Origin of the sequence: Streptomyces sp. NPDC091412, assembly GCF_044756885.1 — a bacterium.
Classification (GTDB): domain Bacteria; phylum Actinomycetota; class Actinomycetes; order Streptomycetales; family Streptomycetaceae; genus Streptomyces.
This window is the reverse complement of the sequence record NZ_JBIVTV010000030.1, coordinates 17,835-41,494: the sequence shown is the minus strand read 5'-3', so window position 1 is coordinate 41,494 and position 23,660 is coordinate 17,835. Positions and strand designations below refer to the sequence as shown.

The following is a 23,660-nucleotide window of genomic DNA, read 5'->3' as shown; positions in this document are numbered from 1 at the left end:
CGAGAATCGGAGTTGACGATGGCGATCATCGAGCTTGACCATGTCGGTGTCCGTTACGGCGGCGTGCAAGCGCTCACGGACGTCTCCTTCACGGTCGAGGAGGGCAGCATCACCGGCCTGATCGGCCCGAACGGAGCCGGCAAGACGACACTGATCGACACACTCACGGGGATGACCTCGTACACCGGTTCGATCAGGTACGCGGGGGAGGCCATCGACGGCTGGGCGGCGCACAAGCGCAGCCGGCACGGCCTGGTTCGCAGCTTCCAATCGGTGGAGCTCTTCCACGACCTCACCGTCCGCGAGAACATGCAGGTCTACGCCGACCGGCATGGGATTCGCAACCGGCTCCGGAACTTCCGGCAGGGCGCGGGGACGGGCGAGTCGATCCACGAGGCGCTCGATCTGTTCGGCGTGGGCTGGACCGTCGATCGCTTTCCCGGCGACCTGCCGCACGGGATCCAGCGCGTGGTGTCGATCGCCCGCGCGCTGGTCTCCCGGCCGAAGGTGCTGCTGCTCGACGAGCCCGCCGCCGGCCTCGAAGCCGGCGAGACGCGCGAGCTGGCGGCGCACCTTCGGGCCGTCGTGGAGAAGCTGGGCGTCACCGTGTTCCTGATCGACCACGACATGGACCTCGTCCTCGGGCACTGCGAAACGGTCCATGTCATCAACTTCGGCCGCTGGATCGCTTCTGGTACCCCCCAGATGATTCGGGAGGACCCGGCCGTTCTGGAGGCTTACCTGGGCGCGCCGGCGACTGTTCCGGTGGGCAGCAAGGAGGGCGCACGATGACCGGAAAGAACCTGACCGTGAGCGGACTCAGCGCCGGATACGGCGGCGTTCCAGTCGTGCACGGCGTTGACCTCTCCGTCGCCCCGGGCGAAGTCGTGGCGCTGGTCGGTCCCAACGGCGGCGGCAAGTCGACGGTCATGCTGACCTGCTCCGGACTGGTGAAGCCCCTCGGCGGGCAGATCCGGCTGGGCGACGACGTCCTCAACGGGAAGTCGCCGAACGAACTCGTGGCCATGGGCGTCGTCCAGGTGCCCGAGGACCGGTCGCTGTTCTACAGCCTCACCGTCGAGGAGAACCTCCGTGTGGCGTCGTCGGCACCTCCTCGGGTCGACGCCTACGACCTGTTTCCCGAGCTGAAACGTTTGCGCAAGCGTCGCAGCGCGCTGCTCTCCGGCGGAGAGCAGCAGATGCTGGTGATGGCCCGGGCGCTCTACTGCAATCCCTCGATCCTGCTGGTGGACGAGATGTCGCTGGGGCTGGCGCCGCTGATCGTCGAGCGGCTGTTCGACGCACTGCGGTCGCTGTCCGCCGAGTTCGGCATCGGTGTGCTGGTGGTCGAGCAGCATGTCCACCTGGCGTTGAAGCACGTGGAACGCGGCTACGTCATGTCCGGCGGCCGGATCACGGCTGAGGGCAGTGCCGCGGATCTCGAGCGTCGCTGGCCGGAGATCGAGGCGTCCTACCTGGGCGTCAGCGTCTGAGAGGGGAGTCGACATGACGGCGGCGGACACGACGAGTGTCGCAGAGGAAGTACTGGCGCTCGAGGACCGGCGATGGCAGGCGCTGATCACGCAGGACCTCGACACGCTTCGATCGCTCTTCGACGACGAACTGTCGTACACCCACTCCAACGGGCTGGTCGACACGGCGGCGTCGTACCTCGGATCGCTGGAGGCCGGCACGGTCCGCTACGTCGCCGTGGACCGCAGCGACACCCGGGTCACGGTCTACGGGCCGACCTCCATCGTGACCGGCGAGGCGAGGATCTCCGCCCAGCTCAACGGCGACGTGATCGAGATCCGTTCGAGGTACTCGGCGGTCTGGACGACGGCGAACGGCACCTGGCGATTCGTCTGCTGGCACGCGTCGCCGGTGCTCGCCTCGTAAGAAGAAAGGGACGGAAAGTGACCATCACCCCGTATTCTGGCGAGGTCGAGTTCGACGGTGCCAGGATCTCCGCCGAGGCACACCGGTTCCTCTCCGCGGGAACCGTGCCTCATCTCATCGGGGGACGCGAGGTGCTCTCCGAGTCCGGGGCGACGCGTGACATCGTCAACCCGTCGACGGGGAGCGTGCTGGGACACGTGGCCGCAGGTAGTGCGGTCGAGCTGGATCGCGCGGTCCTCGCCGCACGCGAAGCCTTCGACGACGGCCGATGGCGCAACCTCGTCCCGCGCGAGCGGGAGCGCCGGCTCGTGCGGCTGGCCGAGCTCATCGAGCAGAACGCGAGCGTCGTCGGAGACCTCGACACGCTGGACGCGGGCATTCTTCGGCGCTACGCGGACTACATCGCGACCTACTCGGCGAACGCGCTGCGCTACTTCGCCGGTTGGCCGACCAAGATGGCGGGCTCGCTTCCGCCAGTCGGCCCGGACTACGTCGTCCAGGAGCGGATCGAGCCGGTCGGCGTCATGGGCGTCATCAAGCCGTGGAACGGGCCGGCCGCCGTCTTCGCGCAGTGTGCTCCAGCGCTGGCGGCGGGCAACTCCGTGGTGCTCAAGCCGGCCGAGCACACCCCGCTCAGCGCCGCCTATCTCGGAACGCTCGCGCTCGAGGCGGGCATCCCCGACGGGGTCTTCAACATCGTGCACGGCGACGCGGCCGTCGGCCGCGCGATGGTCGAGCACCCGGGCGTGAACCGGATCTCGTTCACGGGATCCGTCGGGACCGGACGGGCGATCGCCGCGAGCGCGGCGCACACCTTCAAGAAGGTCAACCTCGAACTGGGCGGCAAGAGCCCGGTGCTGGTGTTCGCCGACGCCGACCTCGCCACCGCGGCGCAGATGGCGACGCACTCGGTGTGGAACAACTCGGGCCAGGTCTGCACGGCCGGAACCCGTACCTTCGTGCAACGAGCGATCTACGAGGAGTTCCTAGACGAGGCCGTTCGCTACTCGAGCGACAAGAAGGTGGGCAACGCCTTCGACCCGCAGACCGACCTCGGGCCGCTGATCACCCCCGAGCAGCAGGCCAAGGTGCAGCGCTACATCCAGGTCGGGCAGGAGGAGGGCGCCAGCCTGAGGTACCTGGGCGCGGCCGGCTCCGCGACCGGAGGCAACTACGTGCCTCCGGTGATCTTCGCGGACGTCCGCAACGACATGACGATCGCCCGCGAGGAGATCTTCGGGCCGGTGATGTCGGTGATCCCCTTCGAGGACGAGGACGAGGCCTACCGGCTGGCCAACGACAGTCAGTTCGGTCTCGCCGCCGGCGTCTTCACCCGGGACATCGCCAGGGCACACCGAGCCGCCGATGCCCTCGACGTCGGCACCGTGTGGATCAACTGCTACCAGGTCACGGACGCCGCCGTGTCGTACGGCGGCGCCAAGAGTTCCGGCTACGGGCGGAGTCTGGGCCGGCCGGCGCTCGACGAGTACACGCGGTGCAAGAGCGTCTGGTCGCGGAACTACTGAGGCCGGCTCCTCGCGTGAGGAGTGGCGGAATGGAGAGCAGGTCATTGGAACGCTTTGCGGACCGTGTGGTCCTCGTCATCGGGGCAGGGTCGGGCATGGGGCGCTCGGCCGCCCTTCGGATCGCGTCCGAAGGCGGCCATGTGTGGGTCGCGGACATCGACGAGGACAGTGCGAAGAAGGTGGCGGCAGAGATCGATGAGGCGGGCGGCCGTGCGGTGGGCGTCCGGCTCGACGCGGCAGACATCCCAGCGCTCACCGACCTCTACGCCAGGATCGACAGGGAGCACGGAGTCCTCCATGCCGTGCACTATCAGGTGGGGATTCCCGGTCCGGCCGGCCTCGCGGTGTCCGAGGACGAGTGGCAGCGGACCATGGACGTCAACATGAAGTCGGCGTACTACGCGACCACACTCTGCTGCGACCTGCTCGAGAGGGCGGGAGGCAAGGGCAGCATCACGATGACCAGCACCGCTGCCGCGATCATCGGCTCACCCCGCAGCCCCCTCTACTCCATGACCAAGGGGGCGATCCTGCCGTTCGCCCGCTCCTTGGCCCTGATCGGGGCCAAGCGCGGGATCCGTGTCAACGTCGTCGCGCCGGGAATGGTCGAGACACCCATGCTGTCCTCGTTCTTCCCGGGCGCGGGGGACAAGGACACCGCCGAACTGATGGCGTCGTTCCGGTCCTCGGTGCCGCTCGGTCGCGGGGCGCAGCCGGAGGAGATCGGCAACGTCATCGCGTTCCTCAACAGCGACGACGCCAGCTACCTCACCGGCGTGACGATCCCGGTCGATGGTGGCGCAACCATCGCCTGAGCGCGCGTCGAACCGAACTAGAGAAGGATCCCAGCCGCAATGCTCTTCCACGAAGCAATCGCCCGGTCGCTCGCCGACCAGGGGGTCACCGAGATCTTCGGTCTGCTCGGTGACGCCAACCTGTACATGATGGACAGTTTCGTCAAGGTGACCGGTGGCACGTTCTACTCGGTCTCGAACGAGGCCGGCGGCGTCCTTGCGGCCAACGGCTACGCCCGGGCCACAGGGGGACTCGGCGTCGCCACGGTCACGCACGGACCGGCGCTGACCAACACCGTGACGGCACTGGTCGAGTCCGTGCGCGAGCGGACGCCGCTCCTGCTGGTGGCGGGCGACACGGCAGCCGTGGACAAGGAGAACTTCCAGAACATCTCCCAGCGCGACGTCGTCCTCCCGACGGGCGCCGGATTCGAGCAGGTCCGTTCCGTCGACACGGCGTGCGAGGACGTCGCCGTCGCGGTGCGCCGTGCGTTCACCGAGCAACGGCCCATCGTTCTCAACGTCCCGGTGGAATTCCAGTGGCAGGAGGCGACGTACACCCCGGCGTCCGGACGGCGTTGGCACGCACCGCAGCCGTTCGTGCCTTCTCTGGGGTCGCTCGACGCGGCCCTCGGGATCGTGGCCTCGACGAAACGGCCGGTGGTGCTCGCCGGTCGCGGTGTCTGGGACGACGAGGCCCGCGCTGCCGTGCTGCGCTTCGCGCGTCGCATCGGCGCCCCGGTGGCGACGACGCTTCGCGCTCGTGACCTCTTCCGCGGCGATCCCCACAACCTCGGCGTGCACGGAACCCTGTCCCACCAGATCGCTCTCGACACGATCGACAAGGCCGACTGCCTGGTTGCCTTCGGCGCGTCGTTGAACAAGTGGACGACGGCCGAGGGTGCGCTGCTCGACGGCAAGGCGGTCGTGCAGGTCGACTCCGACCTGGCGGCCCTCGGGCGCCACCAGCCGGTCGATGCAGCCGTCCACGGAGACAGCGGGGCCGTTGCCGACCTCCTGATCGAGCAACTGGACGAGGCGGAGGTCAAGCCGACGGGCTTCGCCACTCCTGAGCTTGCCCAGCGGCTCAGCGAGCGGAGCGATGCGGATTTCAAGGACCTCGGCACCGACACCACGGTCGACATCCGGTCCGCGATCCTCCGGATCGATGCGGCCTTCCCCCAGGACCGTTCGCTCGTGTTCGACGCGGGCCGCTTCATCTTCAACTGCTTCACGATGTTCCACGTGGAGCATCCGCGCGACTACCACCACACCATCAACTTCGGTTCGATCGGCCTCGGCATGGGCAACGCGATCGGAGCCGCGGCCGGAGGCGGCAAGCCGACGCTGCTGGTCACCGGCGACGGCGGGTTCATGCTGGGTGGGCTCGCGGAGTTCAACACCGCCGTGCGCCACCGCCTGGATCTCGTCGTGGTGATGTTCAACGACAGTGCCTACGGCGCCGAGCACATCCAGTTCCGCAACAAGGAGATGGACCCCACGCCGTCGATGTTCGACTGGCCGGAGTTCGCCCCGGTGGCCGACGCGCTCGGCGGCAAGGGCTACACCGTCCGCAACCTGGAGGAGCTCGACGCAGTCCTGGCCGAGCTTCCCCACCGTGACCGGCCGGTGCTGATCGACATCAAGGTCGACCCCGACCGGGTCGCCTGAGGCGGGGCCGGCAGGTCCGGGAAACATTTCGGGCTCCCCGCCGCCGTGGGCGGTTACCAGCGGTCGCCGCAGCACGGTTGTGCTGATCAGACTGCGAGCAGTGTGTGCAGGCGCTCGGCTGGGTTTTCCCGGCCGAGCGTTCTGCGTGGGCGGTTGTTGAGTCCGGCGGCGGAGGCTGGATGCCCAGGGCTGTGGACGGACGGGTCGGTTCCCTGGGGGAAGCAACGCCGCAGCAGGTTGCTGGAGCAGACGTGGCGAGTGGCGCGCTCGACCGGTGTTCCGATGGCCGGCTTCCCGTCCTCGCCGATGACGAGGTCGTCCTACCGGTGGCCGGGAAGGCACGGTTCGGAGGCCGCCGCGGGTCGTTCACTGATCACGACCATGGGCGCCTGGTGAACCGTGGCCGGCGGGAGGCGGCCTGACAGTGGGGTGTGCGGTGTGCGCGGCCTGAGCGCAGAGTCCGGGCGTGTCGGTCGGCGATGTGGATACGGTCCGCCTCGCACGGATACCGGGACGGCACAGAAGGCGCCGCCACCGCATCGAGCGGTGCCGGCGCCTTCCTCTGTGTGCCAGTGGGCTGACGTCCGTAAAGCCACTTCCCGCCCGTGCGGGTGTCGATGAGGGGCGGTCCCGCCGGATCCCGAAGTCCGTCGCCACCCCTGAACCGCGGGGTGTTGCGACAACCACTGGAACCCGGGCGGGCCGGGCAGCGGCCCCTCGGAGCGGGTCAAAGAGCTGCGTCACCGCAGGGATGCGTCCGGCCTCGGCCTTGGTGCCGGGTCGTTCCCATCCGGCTGTCCCCGGTGGGAGACAGCACGTCGGCCGTCAGTTGAGGCGCTGAAGGATCATCGCCATGCCCTGCCCGCCTCCGACGCACATGCTGAGCATCCCGATCTCGCGGTCCTCCCAGCGCAGCGCGTTGAGCAGCGTCGTGGTGAGTCGCGCTCCGGTCATGCCGAACGGATGCCCGACGGCGATCGCCCCGCCGTGCACGTTGACCCGTTCCTCGTCGAGGCCGAGCTCCCGGACCGAGGGCACGACCTGGGCCGCGAAGGCCTCGTTGAGCTCGACCAGGTCGACGTCGGAAACCTTCATGCCGGCCCGCGCCAGGGCCTGGTGGCACGAGTCCACCGGACCGAGCCCCATGATCTCGGGCGACAGGGCGCTCAGCCCCGTGCTGACGATCCTGGCCAGCGGGGTGATGCCCAGGTCGCGTGCTCGCTGCGCGGACATGAGCACGAGTGCGGCGGCGCCGTCGTTGAGGGCACAGCAGTTGCCGGCCGTCACGGTGCCGTCCGGACGGAACACCGGCTCCAGTGCGGCCAGGGACTCGGCGGTGACGCCGGACCGGGGTCCGTCGTCGGCCGACACCACCACGCCGTCTGGGCGAGTGACGGGGGTGATGTCCTCGGCCCAGAACCCGCTCGCGATCGAGGCCTGCGCGCGTTGCTGACTGCGGGCGGCGAAGGCGTCCTGGTCCGCGCGTGAGACACCCATGACCTGGGCCACGTTCTCCGCTGTGTGGCCCATCGCGAGATAGAGGTCCGGAAGGTCGCCGGCTTCGCGAGGATCGGTCCAGGTGCCGCCGTTCCCGGCCAGCCGCTCGGACCTGGCGGCCGCTTCGGCGAAGCGCGGATTGCGGGTCTGTGGCAGCCCGTCAGCCTTCCCGTACTGGTAGCGACTGACCATCTCGACACCGGCGGAGATGAAGACGTCACCTTCGCCGGCCCGGATGGCGTGGAGTGCCATCCGGGTGGTCTGCAGGCTGGAGGAGCAGTAGCGGTTGACGGTGGTGCCGGGGACGCCGTCGAGGCCTGCCAGCACGGCGACCGCGCGGCCCATGTTGTACCCGTGCTCACCGGCCGGCTGCGCGCAGCCGAGCATGAGATCGTCCACCTCGGCCGGGTCGAGGGCCGGCACCTGCGCGAGCGCGGCCGTCACCGTCTCGGCGGCGAGGTCGTCGGGGCGGAGGTCGCGCAGGGACCCCTTGTTGGCCCGCCCGATGGGCGAGCGGGCGGCCGCGACGATGACAGCGTCCTGCATGATGCTCCTTTTCCGGTAAGGCGGCCGACGGCTCAGGGGACCAGCACGCGCACCGTCTCGGCGACGCAGGCCGGCTTGTCGGCGCCCTCGATCTCGATCGTGTAGCGGACGACCGCCTGCACACCGGCAGGCACATCGGTGACCTCGACGAGCGTGGCGACCGCGCGAACCCGGGAGCCGGCGATCACCGGGCTGGGGAAACGCACTTTGTTGAGACCGTAGTTGATTGCCATCCGCGGCCCGTCGACGCGGAAGATGTCGCCGCCGAGGCGGGGAATCAGCGAGAGCGTGAGGAAGCCGTGCGCGATCGGCGCGCCGTAGGGACCCGCCTTGCTCCGCTCGACGTCGATGTGGATCCATTGCCAGTCCTCGGTCACATCGGCGAAGTCGTCGACCCTCTGCTGGCTGACCTCGAACCAGTCGCCCACGCCGAGGAGTTCGCCCTCGGCGGCCCGGAACGCCGCGATGTCCTCGAAGACCCTGGTTGCGGGCGCGATGTCGTTCCTCACGGTCGCGGACTCCCGTCGATCCGGCTGTTCGGTCTTGCCCGGGCGACCAGTTGGTGGAGCATGCCGCCGATCTCGGCGACCTCCCAGCGCCCTTGCTTCTCGGCGCGCGGACCCTTGACCCAGGTCTCCGCCACGGCGATCTCGCCGCCCTTGACCGTGAAGACCCGGCCCGTGATGCCCTCCGATGCGGGGCTGCCCAGGTAGACGACCAACGGGGCGATGTTCGCCGGCGAGCCGGAGTCGAAGCCGGTGCGCTCGAAGGTCTCGCGTACCTGCGCGACGTACGCGTCGAGCCCCGCCGTCATGTCGGTCAACGCGGTCGGGGCAATCGCGTTGACGCCCACGGAAAGCCGGGCGAGCTCGTCGGCGGCGATGAGGGTGAAGGAGGCGACCGCTGCCTTGGCGGCGCCGTAGTTTGCCTGCCCGATGTTGCCGAACAGCCCCGAGGGGGAGGAGGTGTTCACGATGCGCGGCGCGGTGACGGGGTCTCCCGCCTTGTACTGCTGACGCCAGTGGTCGATTGCGTGCCTGGTGACGCAGAAGGTGCCCCGCAGGTGCACCTTGGCGACAGCGTCCCACTGGGCGACGTCCATGTTGACCAGCATCTTGTCGCGCAGGATGCCGGCGTTGTTCACCACGGTGTGCACCGTGCCGAAGGCGTCGAGGGCCGTCCTGATCAGGCGTCCCGCGTCGTCCCAGTCGGAGACGTCGTGGGTGCTCGGCACCGCCTGACCCCCCATGTCGAGGATCTCCTGCACGACGGGTTCCGGGTTCGCCACGTCGTTGACCACCACCCGGGCTCCCTGCCGAGCGAACTCGAGTGCGTGCTCGCGGCCGAGGCCGGCGCCCGCGCCGGTCACCACGGCGACGCGGCCCTCACAGATTCCCATCAGCTCACCGTCTCCTTCACCTGCCCTGCGGCTGGCGATAAAATTAATTCCTCATGATGAATTAGTCAAGGGTTTCGGGGTCCGGCGACCGGGGGACCGGCGGCAGCAGGAACGCCCGGTCTGGTGGGGGGCCTGAGCCGGAGTCGGAGGCAGGCCCCGGCGATGATGAGGCTGGCGACAGTGACGACCCTGATCGGGCCGAGCCCCCGCCACAACCGTCGGACAACGGACCGGCGATGGCGATGAGCCCGCCGTCACTGCACCAGGTGCCCCCCGTCGACCGCGAGGCAGTGTCCGGTGACGTAGGACGACCTCTCGGAGCTCAGCCACAGGTTGGCCTGTGCGACTTCCTCCGGCGTGCCGAGCCGGCCGAACACGCTGAGCGAGAACTCGTCCACGGGCGTGCGACCCGCCCGCGAGGCGCGGATCATCGGGGTGTCGACGCCGCCGGGCAGGACGGCGTTCACCCGGATCCCCTCCGCGCCGTGCTCCAGCGCGGCGACCTTGGTCAGGCCGACGACGGCGTGCTTCGCGGCGACGTACGCGGCGTTGCCGACGCGTGCGCGCACCGAGCTCACCGATCCGATGTTGACGATCGTCCGCGGCCCCTCGCCCTGTCGGACGAACTGGCGCAGCTCGTGCTTCAGGCAGAGCGCGATAGCCCGGAGGTTCACCGAGACGATGCGGTCGAAGGCCCGGAGGTCGAGGTCCACGAGGCGGGCCGCGTCGGGGGCGACCGCCGCGTTGTTCACGGCGCAGTCGAGCCGGCCCCAGCGTTCCACTGCGGTGGCCACCGCACGTTCGACGTCTTCCTCGACCGAGACGTCCGTGCGCAGGAAGACGGCGTCGCCGCCTCGGTCGCGGATGGCCCGCGCGGTCCCCTCTCCGAGTTCCCAGTCGATGTCGGCGACGAGCACGCGTGCGCCCTGCTCGGCGAACAGCAGGGCCGTGGCCGCCCCCATGCCCGACCCGGCCCCCGTCACCAGGGCGCAGCGCTCTTCGAGCTCGCGATCCATGTCCACCTCTTGTCGGTACTGAGGACGGCCTGGCGCCGTTCGGGCTCGGCCGCGATCACACGGGTACAGATCTGCGGGCGGGCGCGTGGCTGGCCGTCTCCGGCGAGGTGGGCGGCCACGCGCCCGTACTGTGAGCGCCTGAGGGCCCGCCTCAGCGCGCGGCGGCGTCCTCTCCTGCGAGGTATCCGAAGGCGACGCCGAGGACGATCGTGCCGCCGGCCCCGCCGTAGAAGCCCTGCGTCGTCGCACCTCCGACATTGCCCGCCGCGTACAGCCCGGGGATGGCCTTCCCCTCGGTGTCGACGACACGGCCCTTGACGTCCGCGCGTGGCCCGCCGATGGTGCCGATGGCGCTGGCCTCGACCTTCACCGCGTAGTACGGCGCGGTGTCGACGGGCCCGATGGCGCCCGTGGCGGGGTTCTTCAACGCGGGACGCATGACCATGGCCAGGGGGCCGACCAGCTGCTTGCGCATCCGCTCCGGATTCCGGGCCTTCGCGATGTTCCCCATGATCCGGCCGGCGACCGGCCCGATCAACTTCGCGATCAGGGCACGTCCGCGCTCGGCCGCAGCGGGAGCCCAGGCGTTGATGGAGAAGCGCCCCAGGAAGGGGTTGTGGTCGCCGAAGAAGCGCTCGAACGTGGTGGTGCCGCGTCCGAACCAGGGGTCGAGGCCCTTTGCGGCCTCCGGGTTGAACTGCCGGACCGTCCGGGTGAGACCGTCGGGGTCGATCCCGCACTTGCGGGCGAGCTCCTCCAAGGTGGCGGCCTTCTGGACAACGGCCGGGTAGTCGCCGCCGGGTGGGGTGCTCAGGAAGCTGTAGCGCTGGTGGTAGTACTCGTCGAAGATCATCCAGCCGGTGGCGTTCGGCATCTCGCCGCTTGCAGGGTCCACCTCGCGCATCACGGCACCGAGGTCGTTGTACGACGCCGCCTCGTTGCCGAAGCGCTTGCCCTCGGCGTTCACCATGATCGTGTGGGGCAGCGCCCGTTCGCCCTGGACGAGGCGGCTGATCGGCGCACCGTCGAGCTCCTCTCCCGGGATGCTGATCCCGGGCATCCACCATGCCTGGTCGGTGGCGACCATGTCGGCCCCGACCTCCTCCACCATGTGCATGGCGTCGCCGACGTGACCGCGGGCGCTGGTCTGGATCGGGAAGGGCGCGCCGAGGTGCTTCGCGGTGAGATCGTCGTCGCCCTCGAAGCCGCCGCTGGCGAGGATGACGCCCTTCGAGGCCCGGACCGTCTCCCGGCCCGCGCCGGTGTCGACGACCACGCCGGTGATGCCGGTGGAGTCCTTCAGGAGCTGCGTCGCGCGAGCCCCGGTGCGGACCGCGACCCCGTGGTGCAGGCAGCCTTCGAGGAGTGCGCCGATCATCGCGTACCCGGCCATCCACACGCCCTGGATCCCGTTGATGAGCCACAGGGGCAGGGGGTTGCGGGCCATGCCCGACTTCTTGGGCGGTCGCACGAGGCCGGCCGCATCGCCCAGGACCGACGGGGAGAACGGGCCGGGGAAGAGCGACCGGAAGTTCGACGCGCCCGGGATGTCGGACGTGTAGTCGGGCCACGCCACGGGGATCCAGCTCAGGTACGTCTGCTCCTCGATGAAGCGGGCGACCTTCGGCGCGGTCTCGATGAACGTGTCGACGATGTCGTGGTCGAGGACCTGGTCGCGGCCCTGGCCCAGCAGATAGGTCCGCGCCTGCTCCGGGGAGTCGTCCGCCTTGAGGGCGTCGTAGGAGAGGCGGTGATCGGGAACCCATATCGCTCCGCCGGAGATCGCCGACGTCCCGCCGACCAGGTGCTCGGACTCCAGGACGAGCACGTCGGCGCCGTTCACCGCGGCGCTCAGTGCGGCTGTGAGTCCGGACGCGCCCGACCCGACGACGACGACGTCGACCTGTTCCGGCAGGCCGGATTCCGTCGCCTTGCCGACAACGCCTTTGAGTTTGCGCGCAGTTGATGCCATCGAGACCTCGCTTGACCTGCCGTCCGGTTGTGCCCTGCGCCACACCCTAGCTTATTCATCATAAGGAATTACAGATCCGGTGACGGCTGCCCGGGCGGGTCGGGGCGGGCCGCGCCGGGCGTCTTGTGGATCGAGAGGTCTCAACCTTGCGGTAATACATCATGATGAATATGCTGCGCCGGTCGCTGCCGGGGTGGCCGGCGTCCCGGCGCGCCCGCGCTCGACGGGTGCGGAGGGCGGGGGTCGTCTCGCCGAAGAGTGACTCGCGCGAACCGCTTGCCGCAAGGGACCCCACCTTTCCCTTGACCTAATTATCATGACGAATTAGCGTGCGCTGTGCCACACCGTGAGCCGAAAGGAGCCAGCGTGGACACCACCGAGCACCTCGTGGAGCGACTCGCGCGGGCCGTCGACGACCTCGAGATCCGTCGCGTCATCACTGACTACGCAGCCTTCGTGGACGCTCGCGAGTGGGAGGGGCTCGCCGGGATCCTCGCGGACGAGGTCGTGGCCGACTACCACAACGGCCGGACGGTCGTGACGGGTGCGCGGGCGATGGTCGACTACATCCGCGACAACACGGCCCACCTGGCGTGGCAACACCACATGATCGCGCCGTACGGCGTCGACGTCGCCGGTGACCGGGCCACCGCCCAGGCATACCTCGTGTCCCACCAGATGCTGAAGGGCGACCCGTCACACGTCCTGATGATGGCGGCGACCTACGACCTGGAGTTCGACCGCGGGGAGCGCGACTGGGTCCTGTCGCGCATGATCCACACGATCAAGGTCGCCAACCACCTCCCGATCACCACAGCGCCGCCGAACAGCGCCGCAGTCCCCCCAGCCGTCAGTCACTGAGACCGTCCACCGAGCGAGGAGCGCCGATGCAGACCACGACCAGCGGGCAGTACGACGAGGCCGCCGAAGCCGCCGAGCGGCTCGAGCGAGCGAAGGCCGCGGGATGCCCGGTCGTCCACTTCGACTACACGAACCCGAAACCGGCGCTGAGCTACTTCGAGGAGTTCGACAAGCTCCGCCACCAGGGCCCGACGGCCTACTCGACGTACGGCCCCGGCTTCTGGATGCTGCTGACCTCCGAGCTCGTCGGCGAGGCGTACCAGACGCCGGAGATCTTCAGCAGCAGCGCCACCATTCCGACCGTCCCGCACCCGGACTGGACCTGGATCCCGACGATGATCGATCCGCCGCTGCACAGCGAGTACCGGCGCTTCGTCAGCATCGCCTTCTCCCCGCGTTTTGTGAAGGCCATCGAGGATTCCATCCGTCAGGACTGCATCGACACCATCGAGTCGTTCGTGGCCGACGGCCAGTGCGACTTCCTCGAGCAGTTCGCGAAGGTGTTCCCGACCAAGGTCTTCCTGCGCATCCTCGGGCTTCCGCTGGAGCACATCGACATGTTCATGGGGTGGGTCGAGACGATCTTCGAGGGCCTCGGCCACTTCGGCGAGGAGGCCGAGGACCAGCTGCAGGCGCAGCGGGACATCCGCACCTACTTCGCGGGCGTCCTCAAGGACCGCAGGGAGAACCAGCCGGCGAACGCCGAGGACGACTTCTTCACGATCCTCGCGAACGCCCAGATCGAGGGCCGGCCGATCCGCGACGACGAGTTCCTGAACATGTCGGAGGTGATGCTCCTGGCCGGCCTCGACACGGTGAAGAGCCAGCTGAGCTACATCTTCTACTGGCTTGCCACACACGACTCGGATCGTGAGTGGATCACGCGTGAGCCGGAGATCATCCCGAACGCGGTCGAGGAGTTCCTGCGCGCGCACAACATCGTGATGACCGCTCGTCAGGTCGCCGAGGACGTCGACTTCCACGGCTGCCCGATGAAGAAGGGCGACATGGTCATGGTCGCCAACCCGTCGGCCTCGCGCGACGAGGCCGTGTACGACGACCCGACCGAGATCCGCCTCGACCGCCAGGTCAACCGCCACTTCTCGTTCGCGGGCGGCCCGCACCGCTGCGCCGGCGCACACCTCGCCCGGACCGAGCTCGCCATCACCCTCGAGGAGTGGCACAAGCGGATCCCGAACTACCGCGTCACGAACACGGAGGGCCTGGTCGAGAGCGGCCCGCAGGTCGGCGTCGAGAAGCTGCAGCTTGCCTGGGAGGCCTGAGATGAAGCGCATCACCGTCGACACCTCGAAGTGCAGTGGCCACGGCCGTTGCTACACGCTCGCGTCGGCCTTCTTCGACTACGACGACGAGGGTTTCCCGGTCATCCTCGAAGAGCGTGTTCCCGACGACCGGGACGGTATCGCGGACCTGCTGTCGGCCGTCGACAACTGTCCCGAGCGCGCGATCTCGGTGAGTGACGAGGCGTGACGATGGCGATCGACATGGCCGTCGGGACTCCGACGATCGAGCAGTTCCGCGAGCAGGCCCGGGCATGGCTGAGGCAGAACGCTCCTGCCCGAACGGCCGTGCGGGACGAGCACGACGTCTCGGTCTTCCACAATCTCGACCACGACGCCGAACTCGAGGTCCTGCGCGAGCTGCGGGAGTGGCAGCGACTCAAGTTCGACGCCGGGTACGCGGCTCTCTCGTGGCCGACGGAGCTGCACGGTGCCGGCCTGCCCACGGAGTACGCCGACGCCTTCAAGGAGGAGGAGACCGCCGCGGTCGCTCCGACCCGACACGAACTCTTCTCGGTGACCGTCAACCTGATCGCCCCCACCGTGCGGATCTACGGGTCGGACGAGCTCAGGTCCCTGCTGCTCCCGGGGCTGCTCGACGGCTCACTGCTCGCGTGTCAGCTGTTCTCGGAGCCGGGGGCCGGCTCGGACCTCGCGAACATCTCCACCCGGGCCGTGCGCGAAGGCGACGAGTGGGTCGTCAACGGGCAGAAGGTGTGGACGTCCGGTGCCCAGTTCGCCGACTGGGGGCAGGCGATCGTCCGGACCGAGGCCGGCTCGAAGCGCAACCGCGGTCTGACCACCCTCATGGTCCCCATGGACGCGCCGGGAGTCGAGGTGCGCCAGATCCGGCAGATGTCGGGTGGGACGAGCTTCAACGAGGTGTTCCTGACCGACGTACGCGTTCCGGACGCGTACCGGATGGGCGACGTCGGCGACGGGTGGGGCGTCACTCGGGCGACCTTGGGCTTCGAGCGCGCCAATGCCTCCAACAAGGCGGGCGTCGGCGGGTCGTTCGAGCAGCTGGTCGATCTCGCAAGACGAACCCGCTCCCTGTCCCACCGCGACGTCAGGCTCGCACTGGCCGATGTCCGGATGCGGGAGATCGCCGCCGAGATCGCCCTCCGGCGTGACAAGCGTGCACGCGACGCCGGCGAGGCGCCGGGCGCCGCCGGCTCCATGCGCAAGCTGCAGTGGGTCGCGAAGCTCAACCGGGTCTCGGACCTGGCGCGCACCCTACTGGCTGACCGGGCGGTCGCCGACCTCGGCGAGCCGGGCACGTTCTCGTGGAACGCCCACGTCCTCGGTGCTCCCGGTTACCGCATCGCAGGCGGAACCGACCAGATCCAGCGGTCGATCGTCGCCGAGCGGCACCTGAACCTTCCTCCCGAACCCAAGGTGGCCGAGTCCCGGTCCTGGAAGGAGAGGCCATGAGTGTAGCGATCGACCTGACCGGCCGAGTCGTGCTGGTGACCGGCGGCAGCCGTGGCCTCGGCCTGGAGATGTGCCAGGCGTTCGCCCGTGCGGGAGCCAATGTCGTGGTCGCGAGCCGCAAGGCCGACGCGTGCCGGGAGGTGGCGGAGAAGCTGACCCGCGACAGCGGTGTCCGCTCCGTAGGGGTCGGCGCCCACGTCGGTGACTGGGCCGGTGGTGAGGCGCTCGTCGACACCGTCTTCGAGGAGTTCGGCCGTCTCGACGTACTGGTGAACAACGCCGGCATCGCCCCGATGTACGAGAGCCTCGAGACCGCGACGGAGCAGCTGTTCGACAAGACCTTCGACGTCAACCTCAAGGGTCCGTTCCGGCTCAGCACCCTCACGGCTCCACGGATGGCCGACGGCGGGTCGATCGTCAACGTGAGCTCAATCGCCTCGGTTCGTCCGAAGACGTCCGACCTCGTCTACGCCGCGGCGAAGGCGGGGTTGAACACCCTGACCAAGGGCCTCGCCCAGGCCTACGGCCCGCGGATCCGCTGCAACACGATCATGGCCGGGCCCTTCCTGACGGACCTGAGTGACGTCTGGTACACGGACGAGTGGCGCGAGCGCGCGAAGTCGTTCCCTCTCGGCCGCGCCGGGGAACCGCGCGAGATCGTCGGAGCCGCCCTCTACTACGCCTCCGACCTGTCCTCCTTCACGACCGGAACGGTGTTGCCGGTCGACGGTGGACGCACCGCGATGTCCTGAGCCACCCCGATCCACGCACAGAGAGCGAGCAACCTGCATGACGTCGGTGAACGAGTCTCCAGCACGTCCCGCCCACCGCACGCCGGTGCCGCGGGTCGGACCGCTGGCGGGTGTCCGCGTGGCGGACTTCTGCTGGATGGGCGTCGGCTCTGTGGCCACGCGTATGCTCGCGGACTTCGGCGCCGAGGTGATCAAGATCGAGAACCGGCGCCGGATCGACCGGCCCCGCCTGCTCCCGATCTACAAGGGCGAGACGCGCAACTACGGTGAGGAGATACCCGACGCCGACCCGGACCGCGGAGGACTCCACAACAACTACAGTCGCAACAAGCTCGGCATCACGGTCGACATGAAGTCACCGAAGGGGCGCGACCTGGTCGACCGTCTGATCTCGGTGAGCAGCGTCGTGACGGAGAACTTCGCCCCGGGCGTGATGGAGCGCTGGGGACTCACCTACGAGCGGCTGGACGAACTGTCGCCGAACGTCGTCTACGGACGCATGAGCGGGTTCGGGCACTCGGGCCCGCACGCGCACTTCAAGTCCTACGGACCGATCGTCCAGGCAGTCAGCGGACTGTCCTTCATCAGCGGACTTCCCGGCCGCGAGCCGTCCGGATGGGGGCTGTCCTACATGGACAACCAGGCAGCGTACTACAACTCGGCCGCGCTCATGATGGCGATCCTGCGACGGAACAAGACAGGGCGCGGCGCCGAGGTCGACGTCTCCGCCGTCGAGGTCGGCATCTCGATGATCGGGCCCGACATGCTCGACGTGACCGTGAACGGCCACCACACCAGGCGTCCCGACTTCCCCCGCGGGAACCGGCTCGAGCATCCGCCCGCAGCGCCCCACGGGGTGTATCCGAGCGACAGTGACGATCGCTGGATCGCGATCGCCGTCTTCGGGGACGACGACTGGACGCGGTTCGTCGAGGCGATCGGGCGGCCGGCCTGGACCGAGGATCCGCGGTTCGCGACCGAGGAGTCGCGCCGTGCCCACCAGGACGCGTTGGACGAGCATGTCGCGACCTGGACCCGGCAGCGCAGTCCCCGCGACGCCATGCTCCTCCTGCAGTCGGCGGGTGTGGCCGCCGGTGCGGCGCAGACAGCCGAGGAGATCAACGAGTTTGACCCGCAGCTGCGGGAGCGCGGGATCTTCTTCGAGCTCGATCACCCGGTGATCGGCGAGGCCCGGTTCGAGGGCACGCCCATCACGTTCTCGCGGACGCGCCAGCACACCTGGCGCTCCGCGCCACTGCTCGGTGAGGACAACCACCACGTGTTCGGCGACATGCTCGGGCTCTCGAGCGACGAGATCGCAGAGCTCGAGTCGGAAGGGGTGATCTGACATGTGGGACGGCCCCACCTCGGAACTGACGTACAGCGGTCTGCGAGTCGTCGAGCTCGCTCAGGATCCTCAGGGCGAGATCGTCGGCAAGCTGCTCGCCGACCAGGGCGCGGACGTCGTCAAGGTCGAGCCCCCCGGCGGATCGGCCGGCCGTAGGATCGGCCCGTGGGTACAGGGTCACGAGGGCGACCCCGACCACAGCCTGCACTTCTGGACGTACAACACGGGCAAGCGCAGTGTCGTTGTGGACACGTCCACAGCCGAGGGGCGTCAGGAGCGCAGGGCGCTCATCGCCGACGCCGACGTGCTCATCACGTCGGCCGGCCCACGCGATCTGGCGGCCGACGGGCTCGATCTGCACGCGCTCATCGACGAGTTGCCGCACCTGATTGCTCTGTCGGTCTCCCCGTTCGGGTTGACGGGTCCCTGGGCCGAGTGGCGTTCGAGCGACCTCGTGGCGCTCGCCGCCGGCGGGATCCTCATGAGCTGTGGCTACGACGACCACACGATCCCGCCGATCAGGCCGGGTGGGAATCAGGCCTTCCAGCTCGCGGCGAGCTTCGGCCACTGCGGGCTGCTCCTCGCCCTGCTCGAACGGCAGGCCACGGGATTGGGCCAGCTGGTCGAAGTCTCGATGCATGAGGCCGTGGCGGTCAGCGGTGAGCTGGCGAACCCGTACTGGTTCTACCCCCGGGTCCTGCTCGAACGACAGACGTGCCGGCACGCGCAGCCGTCGCCGACGCAGCCGGCTCTGTTCGAGTGCGCCGACGGCGTTCAGGTGTACTTCGCGCTGATCCTCAGCGACGACCGGACGTGGAAGACGCTGGTCGAGTGGCTCACCACGATGGGTCTCGACCTCGATCTGGGAGGTGAGGAGTACCTCTCGCTGGCGTACCGGCAGGAGCACTTCTCCCACATCCAGACGATCATTGAGTCGTTCTTCCTGATGCAGGACTCGGTCACGGTCTACGAGGAGGCCCAGCGCCGTGGCCTGCCGATCGGTCCGGTCTTCGCGCCCGAGCAGCTCCTCGACGATCCGCACCTGCGGGAGCGCGGCTTCTTCGTCCCGGTCGCGGCCGGTGACGGTCAGTCGGCTCTGTTCCCCGGGGCGCCGTTCCGGTTCTCGTACGGAACCGCCGGGCCGAAGGCGCCTCCGCGCCTCGGAGCGGACACCGACGCGGTGGTGAGCGGCCTCGTCGCCGACGAGGTGGCGTCGTGACCGACACCTGGGTGCCGGACCGGTGCGCGATTGTCGGCATCGGCACAACCGCGTACTCGAAGGCGTCCGGCGTCAGCGTCACCTCACTCGCCGCCGAGGCGTCGCTGGCCGCCATCGGGGACGCCGGGCTGGTTCCCGCCGACATCGACGGACTGATCCGCAGCGACTACGACGAGACGTCCCAGGTGGCGCTGGCTGACGCGCTCGGCATCGACGACATCACGTACTGGGGCCAGAACGGTCCCGGCGGGTCCGGCCCGGCGGCGATGGTCGGGCAGGCGGTGGCGGCGATCGTGTCCGGGCAGGCCACGAACGTCCTCGTCTACCGCGCGCTCAACGGCAGGTCGGGACGGCGGCTGGGCAAGGGCGTGTCGGCCGACAGCAGCGTCGGGGGGAACTCGAGCTACCTCGAGCTGTTCTCACCGTACGGCGTCACCTCGCCCGGCCAGTTCTTCGCCATGATCGCCCGGCGCTACCAGGAGGAGTGGGGCCTGACGTCGGGGGCGCTCGCCGAGATCGCCATGGTGTGCCGCCAGCGAGCCAACGCGAACCCGGCGGCACAGATGTACGACCGCCCGTTGACGCTCGACGACTACTACGCGTCGAGGATGATCTCCGACCCATTGCGCCTCTACGATTTCTGCCTGGAGACGGACGGCGCGGCGGCGCTGGTCGTCACCTCGGCGGAGCGGGCGCGCGACTGCGCACAGTCGCCGGCGATGATCCGTTCCGTCGCCCAGGGCACGGGGATGCGGGTCGGGCCGGGACAGATGTACCCGGTGCTGATGGGGGAGAGCCTCGACAACCTCACCTCCCGGCGCGTCGCCGAGCGGCTCTACGCGCGTGCCGGCCTGACGGCGAGCGACGTCGATGTGGCGCAGCTCTACGACTGCTTCACCATCACGGTGTTCCTCCAACTGCCGGACTACGGATTCTGCGACCGCCTCGACACGTCGGCCTTCGTCGAGAGCGGCGCGCTCGACGTCGGCGGACAGATCCCGATCAACACGGCAGGAGGTCAGTTGTCCGAGGCGTACATCCATGGCATGAACCACATCGTCGAGGGCGTCCGCCAGATCCGCGGAACGTCGACCGCTCAAGTCCCCGGGGTCGAGGTCTCGCTGGTCACCTCGGCGCCTCCGCCGGGGGCGAGCGCCCTGCTGCTGGTGTCGGCATGAGCGGGCTGGGAGGAGGGATCGGACTGCGTCCGATCACGGATGACCCCGACACGTCGGGATTCTTCGCCGCGGCCCGGGAGCGCAGGCTCGTGGTCCAGACATGCCGCGCCTGCGCGCACCAGCAGCAGCCGCCCCGCCCGCGGTGCCGTTCCTGCCGCGGTGACGACCTCGGGTGGGAGGAGGTGCCCGGCGAGGGCAGGGTCCACACGTGGACCGTCGTCGAGCACCAGATCAACCCCCACTTCCCGGTTCCGTACACGTCGGTCCTGGTCGATGTCGAACCGCGACCCGGGGACCCGACCGTCCGTTTCCTCGGTCACCTGCCCGGTCGCCCGCACCTGCTCGTGGGCACGCCCGTGACCGTCGAGTTCATCGACCTCGGAGGGGACGTCGTCCTGCCCAACTGGGCGATCGGCGAATCCGAGCCGTCCGCCACCTGAAGGAGAACACCATGGCGTGGGACTTCCAGACCGATCCGGAGTACCAGGCGAAGCTGGACTGGGTCGAGCAGTTCGTCCGCGAGGAGGTCGAGCCGGCCGATCGCATGTACGAGCACCCGCTCGACATGACCGACCCCGTCCGAAACGCGATCATCAAGCCCCTGCAGCAAAAGGTGCGCGAGAAGGAGTTGTGGGCCTGTCACCTGGCCCCGGAGCTCGGGGGCCCCGGCTACGGGCAGCTCAGGCTGGCGCTGCTCAATGAGCTGATCGGCACGACCCTCTGCGGCCCTGTTGTCTTCGGCACCCAGGCACCGGACTCGGGCAACTCGGAGGTGCTGGCGCACTTCGGCTCCGAGGAGCTCAAGCGTCGCTACCTGACCCCGCTGCTCGAGGGCGAGATCGCGTCGTGCTTCTCGATGACGGAGCCGACGGGAGGATCTGACCCGACGTCGTTCCGATGCCGAGCCGTGCGCGACGGCGACCACTACGTCGTGAACGGTGAGAAGTGGTTCTCGTCGAACGCCCGGTTCGCGAGCTTCCTCGTCCTCATGGCGGTGACCGACCCGGACGCACCGCGCCACCGTCGCGCGTCGATGTTCATCGTGCCGTCGGACACGCCGGGCATCGAGATAGTCCGCAACGTCGGCGTCACCGGCCACGCCGGCCACGAGGGGACGCACGCCTACATCCGGTACAACGACGTGCGCATCCCCGCGGACCACATGCTCGGCGAGGAGGGCGACGGCTTCAAGGTCGCGCAGGTGCGCCTGGGAGGCGGTCGCATCCACCACGCGATGCGCACCGTCGCGCTGGTGCGCCGCTCGCTGGACCTGATGCTCGAGCGGGCGGTCTCGCGCGAGACCCGTGGCCGGCGGCTCGGAGACCTGCAGTTGGTCCAGGAGATGATCGCGGACTCGTGGATCCAGCTCGAGCAGTTCCGGCTGTTCGTGCTGCGCACGGCGTGGAAGATCGACCAGGCCAAGAACTACAAGCAGGTCATCAAGGACATCGCGGGCGTGAAGGTCGCGATGCCGAGGGTGCTGCAGGACGTCGCCGGCCGTGCCCTGCAGCTGCACGGCTCGCTGGGCATCTCGACCGAGATGCCGTTCGGCAAGTACGTCCTGGAGAGCTTCCACATGGCGATCGCCGACGGCGCGACGGAGGTGCACAAGCAGTCCGTGGCCAAGCAGTTGCTGCGCGACGTGACTCCCGCACCCGACCTCTTCCCGTCGATGCACGCGCCGCGGCTCCAGGCCCGGGCCGAGGAGAAGTACGCGGACCTCCTCGCATCACTGCAGACGGACGTCTCGGACTTCGTGGAGGTGTGAAGGATGATTCTGCAGGATGTCGAGGCGGCCGAGATGCGGTCGGAGCTCACCGAGTGCGTTGCGCAGCTGGCCGACCGGGTTGCGCCCCGCAGCGATGCGGTCGCCCGGGCCGATGCCGCGGCCGACGGAGCGTTCGACCGTGAGCTGTGGGAGCGTCTGATCCGCGAGGTCGGCATTCTTGGACTCGCGGTACCGGAGGAGCAAGGCGGCGCCGGCGCGACTCACGCCGAGCTGGGCGCGGTCGTCGAGGTGCTGGGCCGGCGAACCGCGGCGGTTCCGCTGTTCGGCGCGGCACTGGCCATCGAGGCGCTCGTGGCCGCGCTCGAGTCGCCGACCGCCGGCGTGTGGCTGCCCGCACTGATCGACGGCAGCGCTCACGGTGCCGTCGCTTTCGCCGGCGACCTCCGCGCGGTCGAGGTCGACGGCGTCTGGCGGGTCACTGGATCGGCTCCGGCCGTCGTCGACGGATCCGTGACAGACGTCCTCATCGCCGAGGCGTCGACCCCGGCCGGAGCGCGCTGGTTCGGGGTTGACGTCGCGGACGCGACCCGGGACCGGCACGAGACCCTGGACCTCGTCCGGGACATCACCACGCTGACCGTCGACGGTGCCCCCGCGACAGACCTCGGCGACGCCGTCACGGAAGGGCTGCGCAACAGGATCGAGGCGGTCGCCGATCTCCTGCTCGCCTGCGAACAGCTCGGCGTCGCCGAGCAGTCGTTGGAGGACGCGGTCGAGTACGCCGAGGTCCGCGAGCAGTTCGGCCGGGTCATCGGCTCCTTCCAGGCCGTCAAGCACGTGCTCGCCGACGTGGCGGTGGAAGCCGACCTGGCCCGGTCGCTCGTGGAGCACGCGGTGTGGGCGGCGGTCCAGAGCCCGCGGGACCTCCCGGAGGCCTCGGCCATGGCCCTGCTGGCGGCGTCCCGCGCCGCCGTCCTCGCCAGCGGCGAGAACGTCCAGGTTCATGGTGGCATCGGGTTCAGCTGGGAGCACTGCGCTCATCTGCTGTTCCGGAAGGCGCGCAGCAACGAGATGATCCTGCACCCGCCGGCCGAGCTGGCCGATCGGGTGCTCCGTGCGGAGGGAGTTCTCGCATGACGTACGCCGGAGCGGCTCCGCAGAGGGTTGTTGTCGTCGGTGGTGGAATCGGCGGCGGACGGACCTGTGCGGCGCTCCGATCGGCAGGCTTCGACGGCGAGATCGTACTGATCGGCGACGAGCTCCACGAGCCGTACGACCGCCCGCCGTTGACGAAGGCTTTCCTGCACGGCGACGTCGACCTCGATCTGGGCCTGGGCCTGGCGGAGCTGGAGGTGAGCTTCGCCCGCGGCGAGCGCGCCACAGGCCTGGACCTGGCACAGCGGCGTGGGGGGGGCGCCCCGGGGGGCCCCCCCCCACCCCGCCAGGGGGTAGGCCCCCCGGCGCGCCCCGGCCCCCCCCCCCCCGCCCGGCCGCCCGGGGGCCCCCCCCCCCCGGCGG

The 23,660-nt window shown here is 69.3% G+C and carries 23 protein-coding genes; 18 read left to right on the top strand and 5 right to left on the bottom strand.

Annotation, left to right across the window (positions count from 1 at the left end):
• Positions 1–18: 18 nt before the first annotated feature.
• From ACIQMV_RS36825 to ACIQMV_RS36800, 6 genes are read left to right on the top strand one after another with little or no spacing between them, the layout of a single operon-like run.
• Positions 19–792, top strand: a complete 774-nt coding sequence (locus tag ACIQMV_RS36825; protein WP_402597438.1) for an ABC transporter ATP-binding protein — start codon at positions 19–21, stop codon at positions 790–792.
• Positions 789–1,493, top strand: a complete 705-nt coding sequence (locus ACIQMV_RS36820; protein ID WP_402597437.1) for an ABC transporter ATP-binding protein — start codon at positions 789–791, stop codon at positions 1,491–1,493. Before ACIQMV_RS36825 ends, ACIQMV_RS36820 begins: the two co-directional genes overlap by 4 nt.
• Positions 1,494–1,506: 13 nt before the next feature.
• Positions 1,507–1,899 (top strand): nuclear transport factor 2 family protein, encoded by a 393-nt coding sequence (locus ACIQMV_RS36815; RefSeq protein ID WP_402597436.1) that lies wholly within the window; start codon positions 1,507–1,509, stop codon positions 1,897–1,899.
• Positions 1,900–1,916: 17 nt separating this feature from the next.
• Entirely contained in the window at positions 1,917–3,425 is a 1,509-nt protein-coding gene (locus ACIQMV_RS36810) for an aldehyde dehydrogenase family protein (protein ID WP_402597435.1), read from the top strand.
• 29 nt (positions 3,426–3,454) lie between these two features.
• Positions 3,455–4,240, top strand: coding sequence for an SDR family NAD(P)-dependent oxidoreductase (locus ACIQMV_RS36805; RefSeq protein ID WP_402597434.1), 786 nt, complete (start codon positions 3,455–3,457; stop codon positions 4,238–4,240).
• Positions 4,241–4,279: 39 nt separating this feature from the next.
• Positions 4,280–5,890: a thiamine pyrophosphate-binding protein gene (locus ACIQMV_RS36800; RefSeq protein ID WP_402597433.1), complete on the top strand. Its 1,611-nt coding sequence runs from the start codon at positions 4,280–4,282 to the stop codon at positions 5,888–5,890.
• An 825-nt stretch (positions 5,891–6,715) separates the two neighbouring features.
• Here the strand turns inward: ACIQMV_RS36800 and ACIQMV_RS36795 are convergent.
• The 5 genes from ACIQMV_RS36795 to ACIQMV_RS36775 form a co-directional block, all read right to left on the bottom strand.
• Complete coding sequence (locus ACIQMV_RS36795) at positions 6,716–7,933, bottom strand: acetyl-CoA C-acetyltransferase (protein ID WP_402597432.1); 1,218 nt, start codon at positions 7,931–7,933, stop codon at positions 6,716–6,718.
• Positions 7,934–7,965: 32 nt separating this feature from the next.
• Entirely contained in the window at positions 7,966–8,442 is a 477-nt protein-coding gene (locus ACIQMV_RS36790) for a MaoC family dehydratase (RefSeq protein ID WP_402597431.1), read from the bottom strand.
• A complete protein-coding gene (locus ACIQMV_RS36785; protein WP_402597430.1) occupies positions 8,439–9,332 on the bottom strand; it encodes an SDR family NAD(P)-dependent oxidoreductase in 894 nt (297 codons plus the stop codon). Before ACIQMV_RS36785 ends, ACIQMV_RS36790 begins: the two co-directional genes overlap by 4 nt.
• Before the next feature lie 254 nt (positions 9,333–9,586).
• Positions 9,587–10,348, bottom strand: a complete 762-nt coding sequence (locus ACIQMV_RS36780; RefSeq protein ID WP_402597429.1) for an SDR family NAD(P)-dependent oxidoreductase — start codon at positions 10,346–10,348, stop codon at positions 9,587–9,589.
• 151 nt (positions 10,349–10,499) lie between these two features.
• Positions 10,500–12,320 (bottom strand): FAD-dependent oxidoreductase, encoded by a 1,821-nt coding sequence (locus ACIQMV_RS36775; RefSeq protein WP_402597428.1) that lies wholly within the window; start codon positions 12,318–12,320, stop codon positions 10,500–10,502.
• Between the two features lie 366 nt (positions 12,321–12,686).
• On the opposite strand from ACIQMV_RS36775, the gene ACIQMV_RS36770 reads away from it, so the two are divergent.
• The 12 genes from ACIQMV_RS36770 to ACIQMV_RS36715 form a co-directional block, all read left to right on the top strand.
• Complete coding sequence (locus tag ACIQMV_RS36770) at positions 12,687–13,181, top strand: nuclear transport factor 2 family protein (RefSeq protein WP_402597427.1); 495 nt, start codon at positions 12,687–12,689, stop codon at positions 13,179–13,181.
• A gap of 26 nt (positions 13,182–13,207) precedes the next feature.
• A complete protein-coding gene (locus ACIQMV_RS36765; protein ID WP_402597426.1) occupies positions 13,208–14,464 on the top strand; it encodes a cytochrome P450 in 1,257 nt (418 codons plus the stop codon).
• A gap of 1 nt (position 14,465) precedes the next feature.
• A complete protein-coding gene (locus ACIQMV_RS36760) occupies positions 14,466–14,672 on the top strand; it encodes a ferredoxin (protein ID WP_402597425.1) in 207 nt (68 codons plus the stop codon).
• A 2-nt stretch (positions 14,673–14,674) separates the two neighbouring features.
• Positions 14,675–15,916 (top strand): acyl-CoA dehydrogenase family protein, encoded by a 1,242-nt coding sequence (locus tag ACIQMV_RS36755; RefSeq protein ID WP_402597424.1) that lies wholly within the window; start codon positions 14,675–14,677, stop codon positions 15,914–15,916.
• Positions 15,913–16,668: an SDR family NAD(P)-dependent oxidoreductase gene (locus tag ACIQMV_RS36750; protein WP_402597423.1), complete on the top strand. Its 756-nt coding sequence runs from the start codon at positions 15,913–15,915 to the stop codon at positions 16,666–16,668. The genes ACIQMV_RS36755 and ACIQMV_RS36750 overlap by 4 nt, the downstream gene beginning before the upstream one ends.
• Before the next feature lie 46 nt (positions 16,669–16,714).
• Positions 16,715–18,016, top strand: a complete 1,302-nt coding sequence (locus ACIQMV_RS36745; protein WP_402597422.1) for a CaiB/BaiF CoA transferase family protein — start codon at positions 16,715–16,717, stop codon at positions 18,014–18,016.
• Position 18,017: 1 nt separating this feature from the next.
• Positions 18,018–19,235, top strand: coding sequence for a CaiB/BaiF CoA transferase family protein (locus tag ACIQMV_RS36740; RefSeq protein ID WP_402597421.1), 1,218 nt, complete (start codon positions 18,018–18,020; stop codon positions 19,233–19,235).
• Positions 19,232–20,413 carry a thiolase C-terminal domain-containing protein gene (locus ACIQMV_RS36735; protein WP_402597420.1) on the top strand — a complete coding sequence of 394 codons (1,182 nt, stop codon included), beginning with the start codon at positions 19,232–19,234 and terminating at the stop codon, positions 20,411–20,413. The genes ACIQMV_RS36740 and ACIQMV_RS36735 overlap by 4 nt, the downstream gene beginning before the upstream one ends.
• Positions 20,410–20,853, top strand: coding sequence for a Zn-ribbon domain-containing OB-fold protein (locus ACIQMV_RS36730; protein WP_402597419.1), 444 nt, complete (start codon positions 20,410–20,412; stop codon positions 20,851–20,853). Before ACIQMV_RS36735 ends, ACIQMV_RS36730 begins: the two co-directional genes overlap by 4 nt.
• A gap of 11 nt (positions 20,854–20,864) precedes the next feature.
• On the top strand, positions 20,865–22,181 hold the full coding sequence (locus ACIQMV_RS36725) for an acyl-CoA dehydrogenase family protein (protein ID WP_402597418.1): 1,317 nt from the start codon (positions 20,865–20,867) through the stop codon (positions 22,179–22,181).
• Between the two features lie 3 nt (positions 22,182–22,184).
• A complete protein-coding gene (locus tag ACIQMV_RS36720) occupies positions 22,185–23,279 on the top strand; it encodes an acyl-CoA dehydrogenase family protein (protein ID WP_402597417.1) in 1,095 nt (364 codons plus the stop codon).
• The coding region (locus ACIQMV_RS36715) for an FAD-dependent oxidoreductase (RefSeq protein ID WP_402597457.1) at positions 23,276–23,660 on the top strand (385 nt) is incomplete at its 3' end. The genes ACIQMV_RS36720 and ACIQMV_RS36715, both read left to right, overlap by 4 nt.

Coding starts and splice junctions, on each gene's coding strand:
- ACIQMV_RS36825 (WP_402597438.1), top strand. CDS start 19: ATGGCGATCATCGAGCTTGACCATGTCGGTGTCCGTTACGGCGGCGTG.
- ACIQMV_RS36820 (WP_402597437.1), top strand. CDS start 789: ATGACCGGAAAGAACCTGACCGTGAGCGGACTCAGCGCCGGATACGGC.
- ACIQMV_RS36815 (WP_402597436.1), top strand. CDS start 1,507: ATGACGGCGGCGGACACGACGAGTGTCGCAGAGGAAGTACTGGCGCTC.
- ACIQMV_RS36805 (WP_402597434.1), top strand. CDS start 3,455: ATGGAGAGCAGGTCATTGGAACGCTTTGCGGACCGTGTGGTCCTCGTC.
- ACIQMV_RS36800 (WP_402597433.1), top strand. CDS start 4,280: ATGCTCTTCCACGAAGCAATCGCCCGGTCGCTCGCCGACCAGGGGGTC.
- ACIQMV_RS36795 (WP_402597432.1), bottom strand. CDS start 7,933: ATGCAGGACGCTGTCATCGTCGCGGCCGCCCGCTCGCCCATCGGGCGG.
- ACIQMV_RS36785 (WP_402597430.1), bottom strand. CDS start 9,332: ATGGGAATCTGTGAGGGCCGCGTCGCCGTGGTGACCGGCGCGGGCGCC.
- ACIQMV_RS36780 (WP_402597429.1), bottom strand. CDS start 10,348: ATGGATCGCGAGCTCGAAGAGCGCTGCGCCCTGGTGACGGGGGCCGGG.
- ACIQMV_RS36775 (WP_402597428.1), bottom strand. CDS start 12,320: ATGGCATCAACTGCGCGCAAACTCAAAGGCGTTGTCGGCAAGGCGACG.
- ACIQMV_RS36765 (WP_402597426.1), top strand. CDS start 13,208: ATGCAGACCACGACCAGCGGGCAGTACGACGAGGCCGCCGAAGCCGCC.
- ACIQMV_RS36760 (WP_402597425.1), top strand. CDS start 14,466: ATGAAGCGCATCACCGTCGACACCTCGAAGTGCAGTGGCCACGGCCGT.
- ACIQMV_RS36755 (WP_402597424.1), top strand. CDS start 14,675: ATGGCGATCGACATGGCCGTCGGGACTCCGACGATCGAGCAGTTCCGC.
- ACIQMV_RS36750 (WP_402597423.1), top strand. CDS start 15,913: ATGAGTGTAGCGATCGACCTGACCGGCCGAGTCGTGCTGGTGACCGGC.
- ACIQMV_RS36740 (WP_402597421.1), top strand. CDS start 18,018: ATGTGGGACGGCCCCACCTCGGAACTGACGTACAGCGGTCTGCGAGTC.
- ACIQMV_RS36730 (WP_402597419.1), top strand. CDS start 20,410: ATGAGCGGGCTGGGAGGAGGGATCGGACTGCGTCCGATCACGGATGAC.
- ACIQMV_RS36725 (WP_402597418.1), top strand. CDS start 20,865: ATGGCGTGGGACTTCCAGACCGATCCGGAGTACCAGGCGAAGCTGGAC.
- ACIQMV_RS36720 (WP_402597417.1), top strand. CDS start 22,185: ATGATTCTGCAGGATGTCGAGGCGGCCGAGATGCGGTCGGAGCTCACC.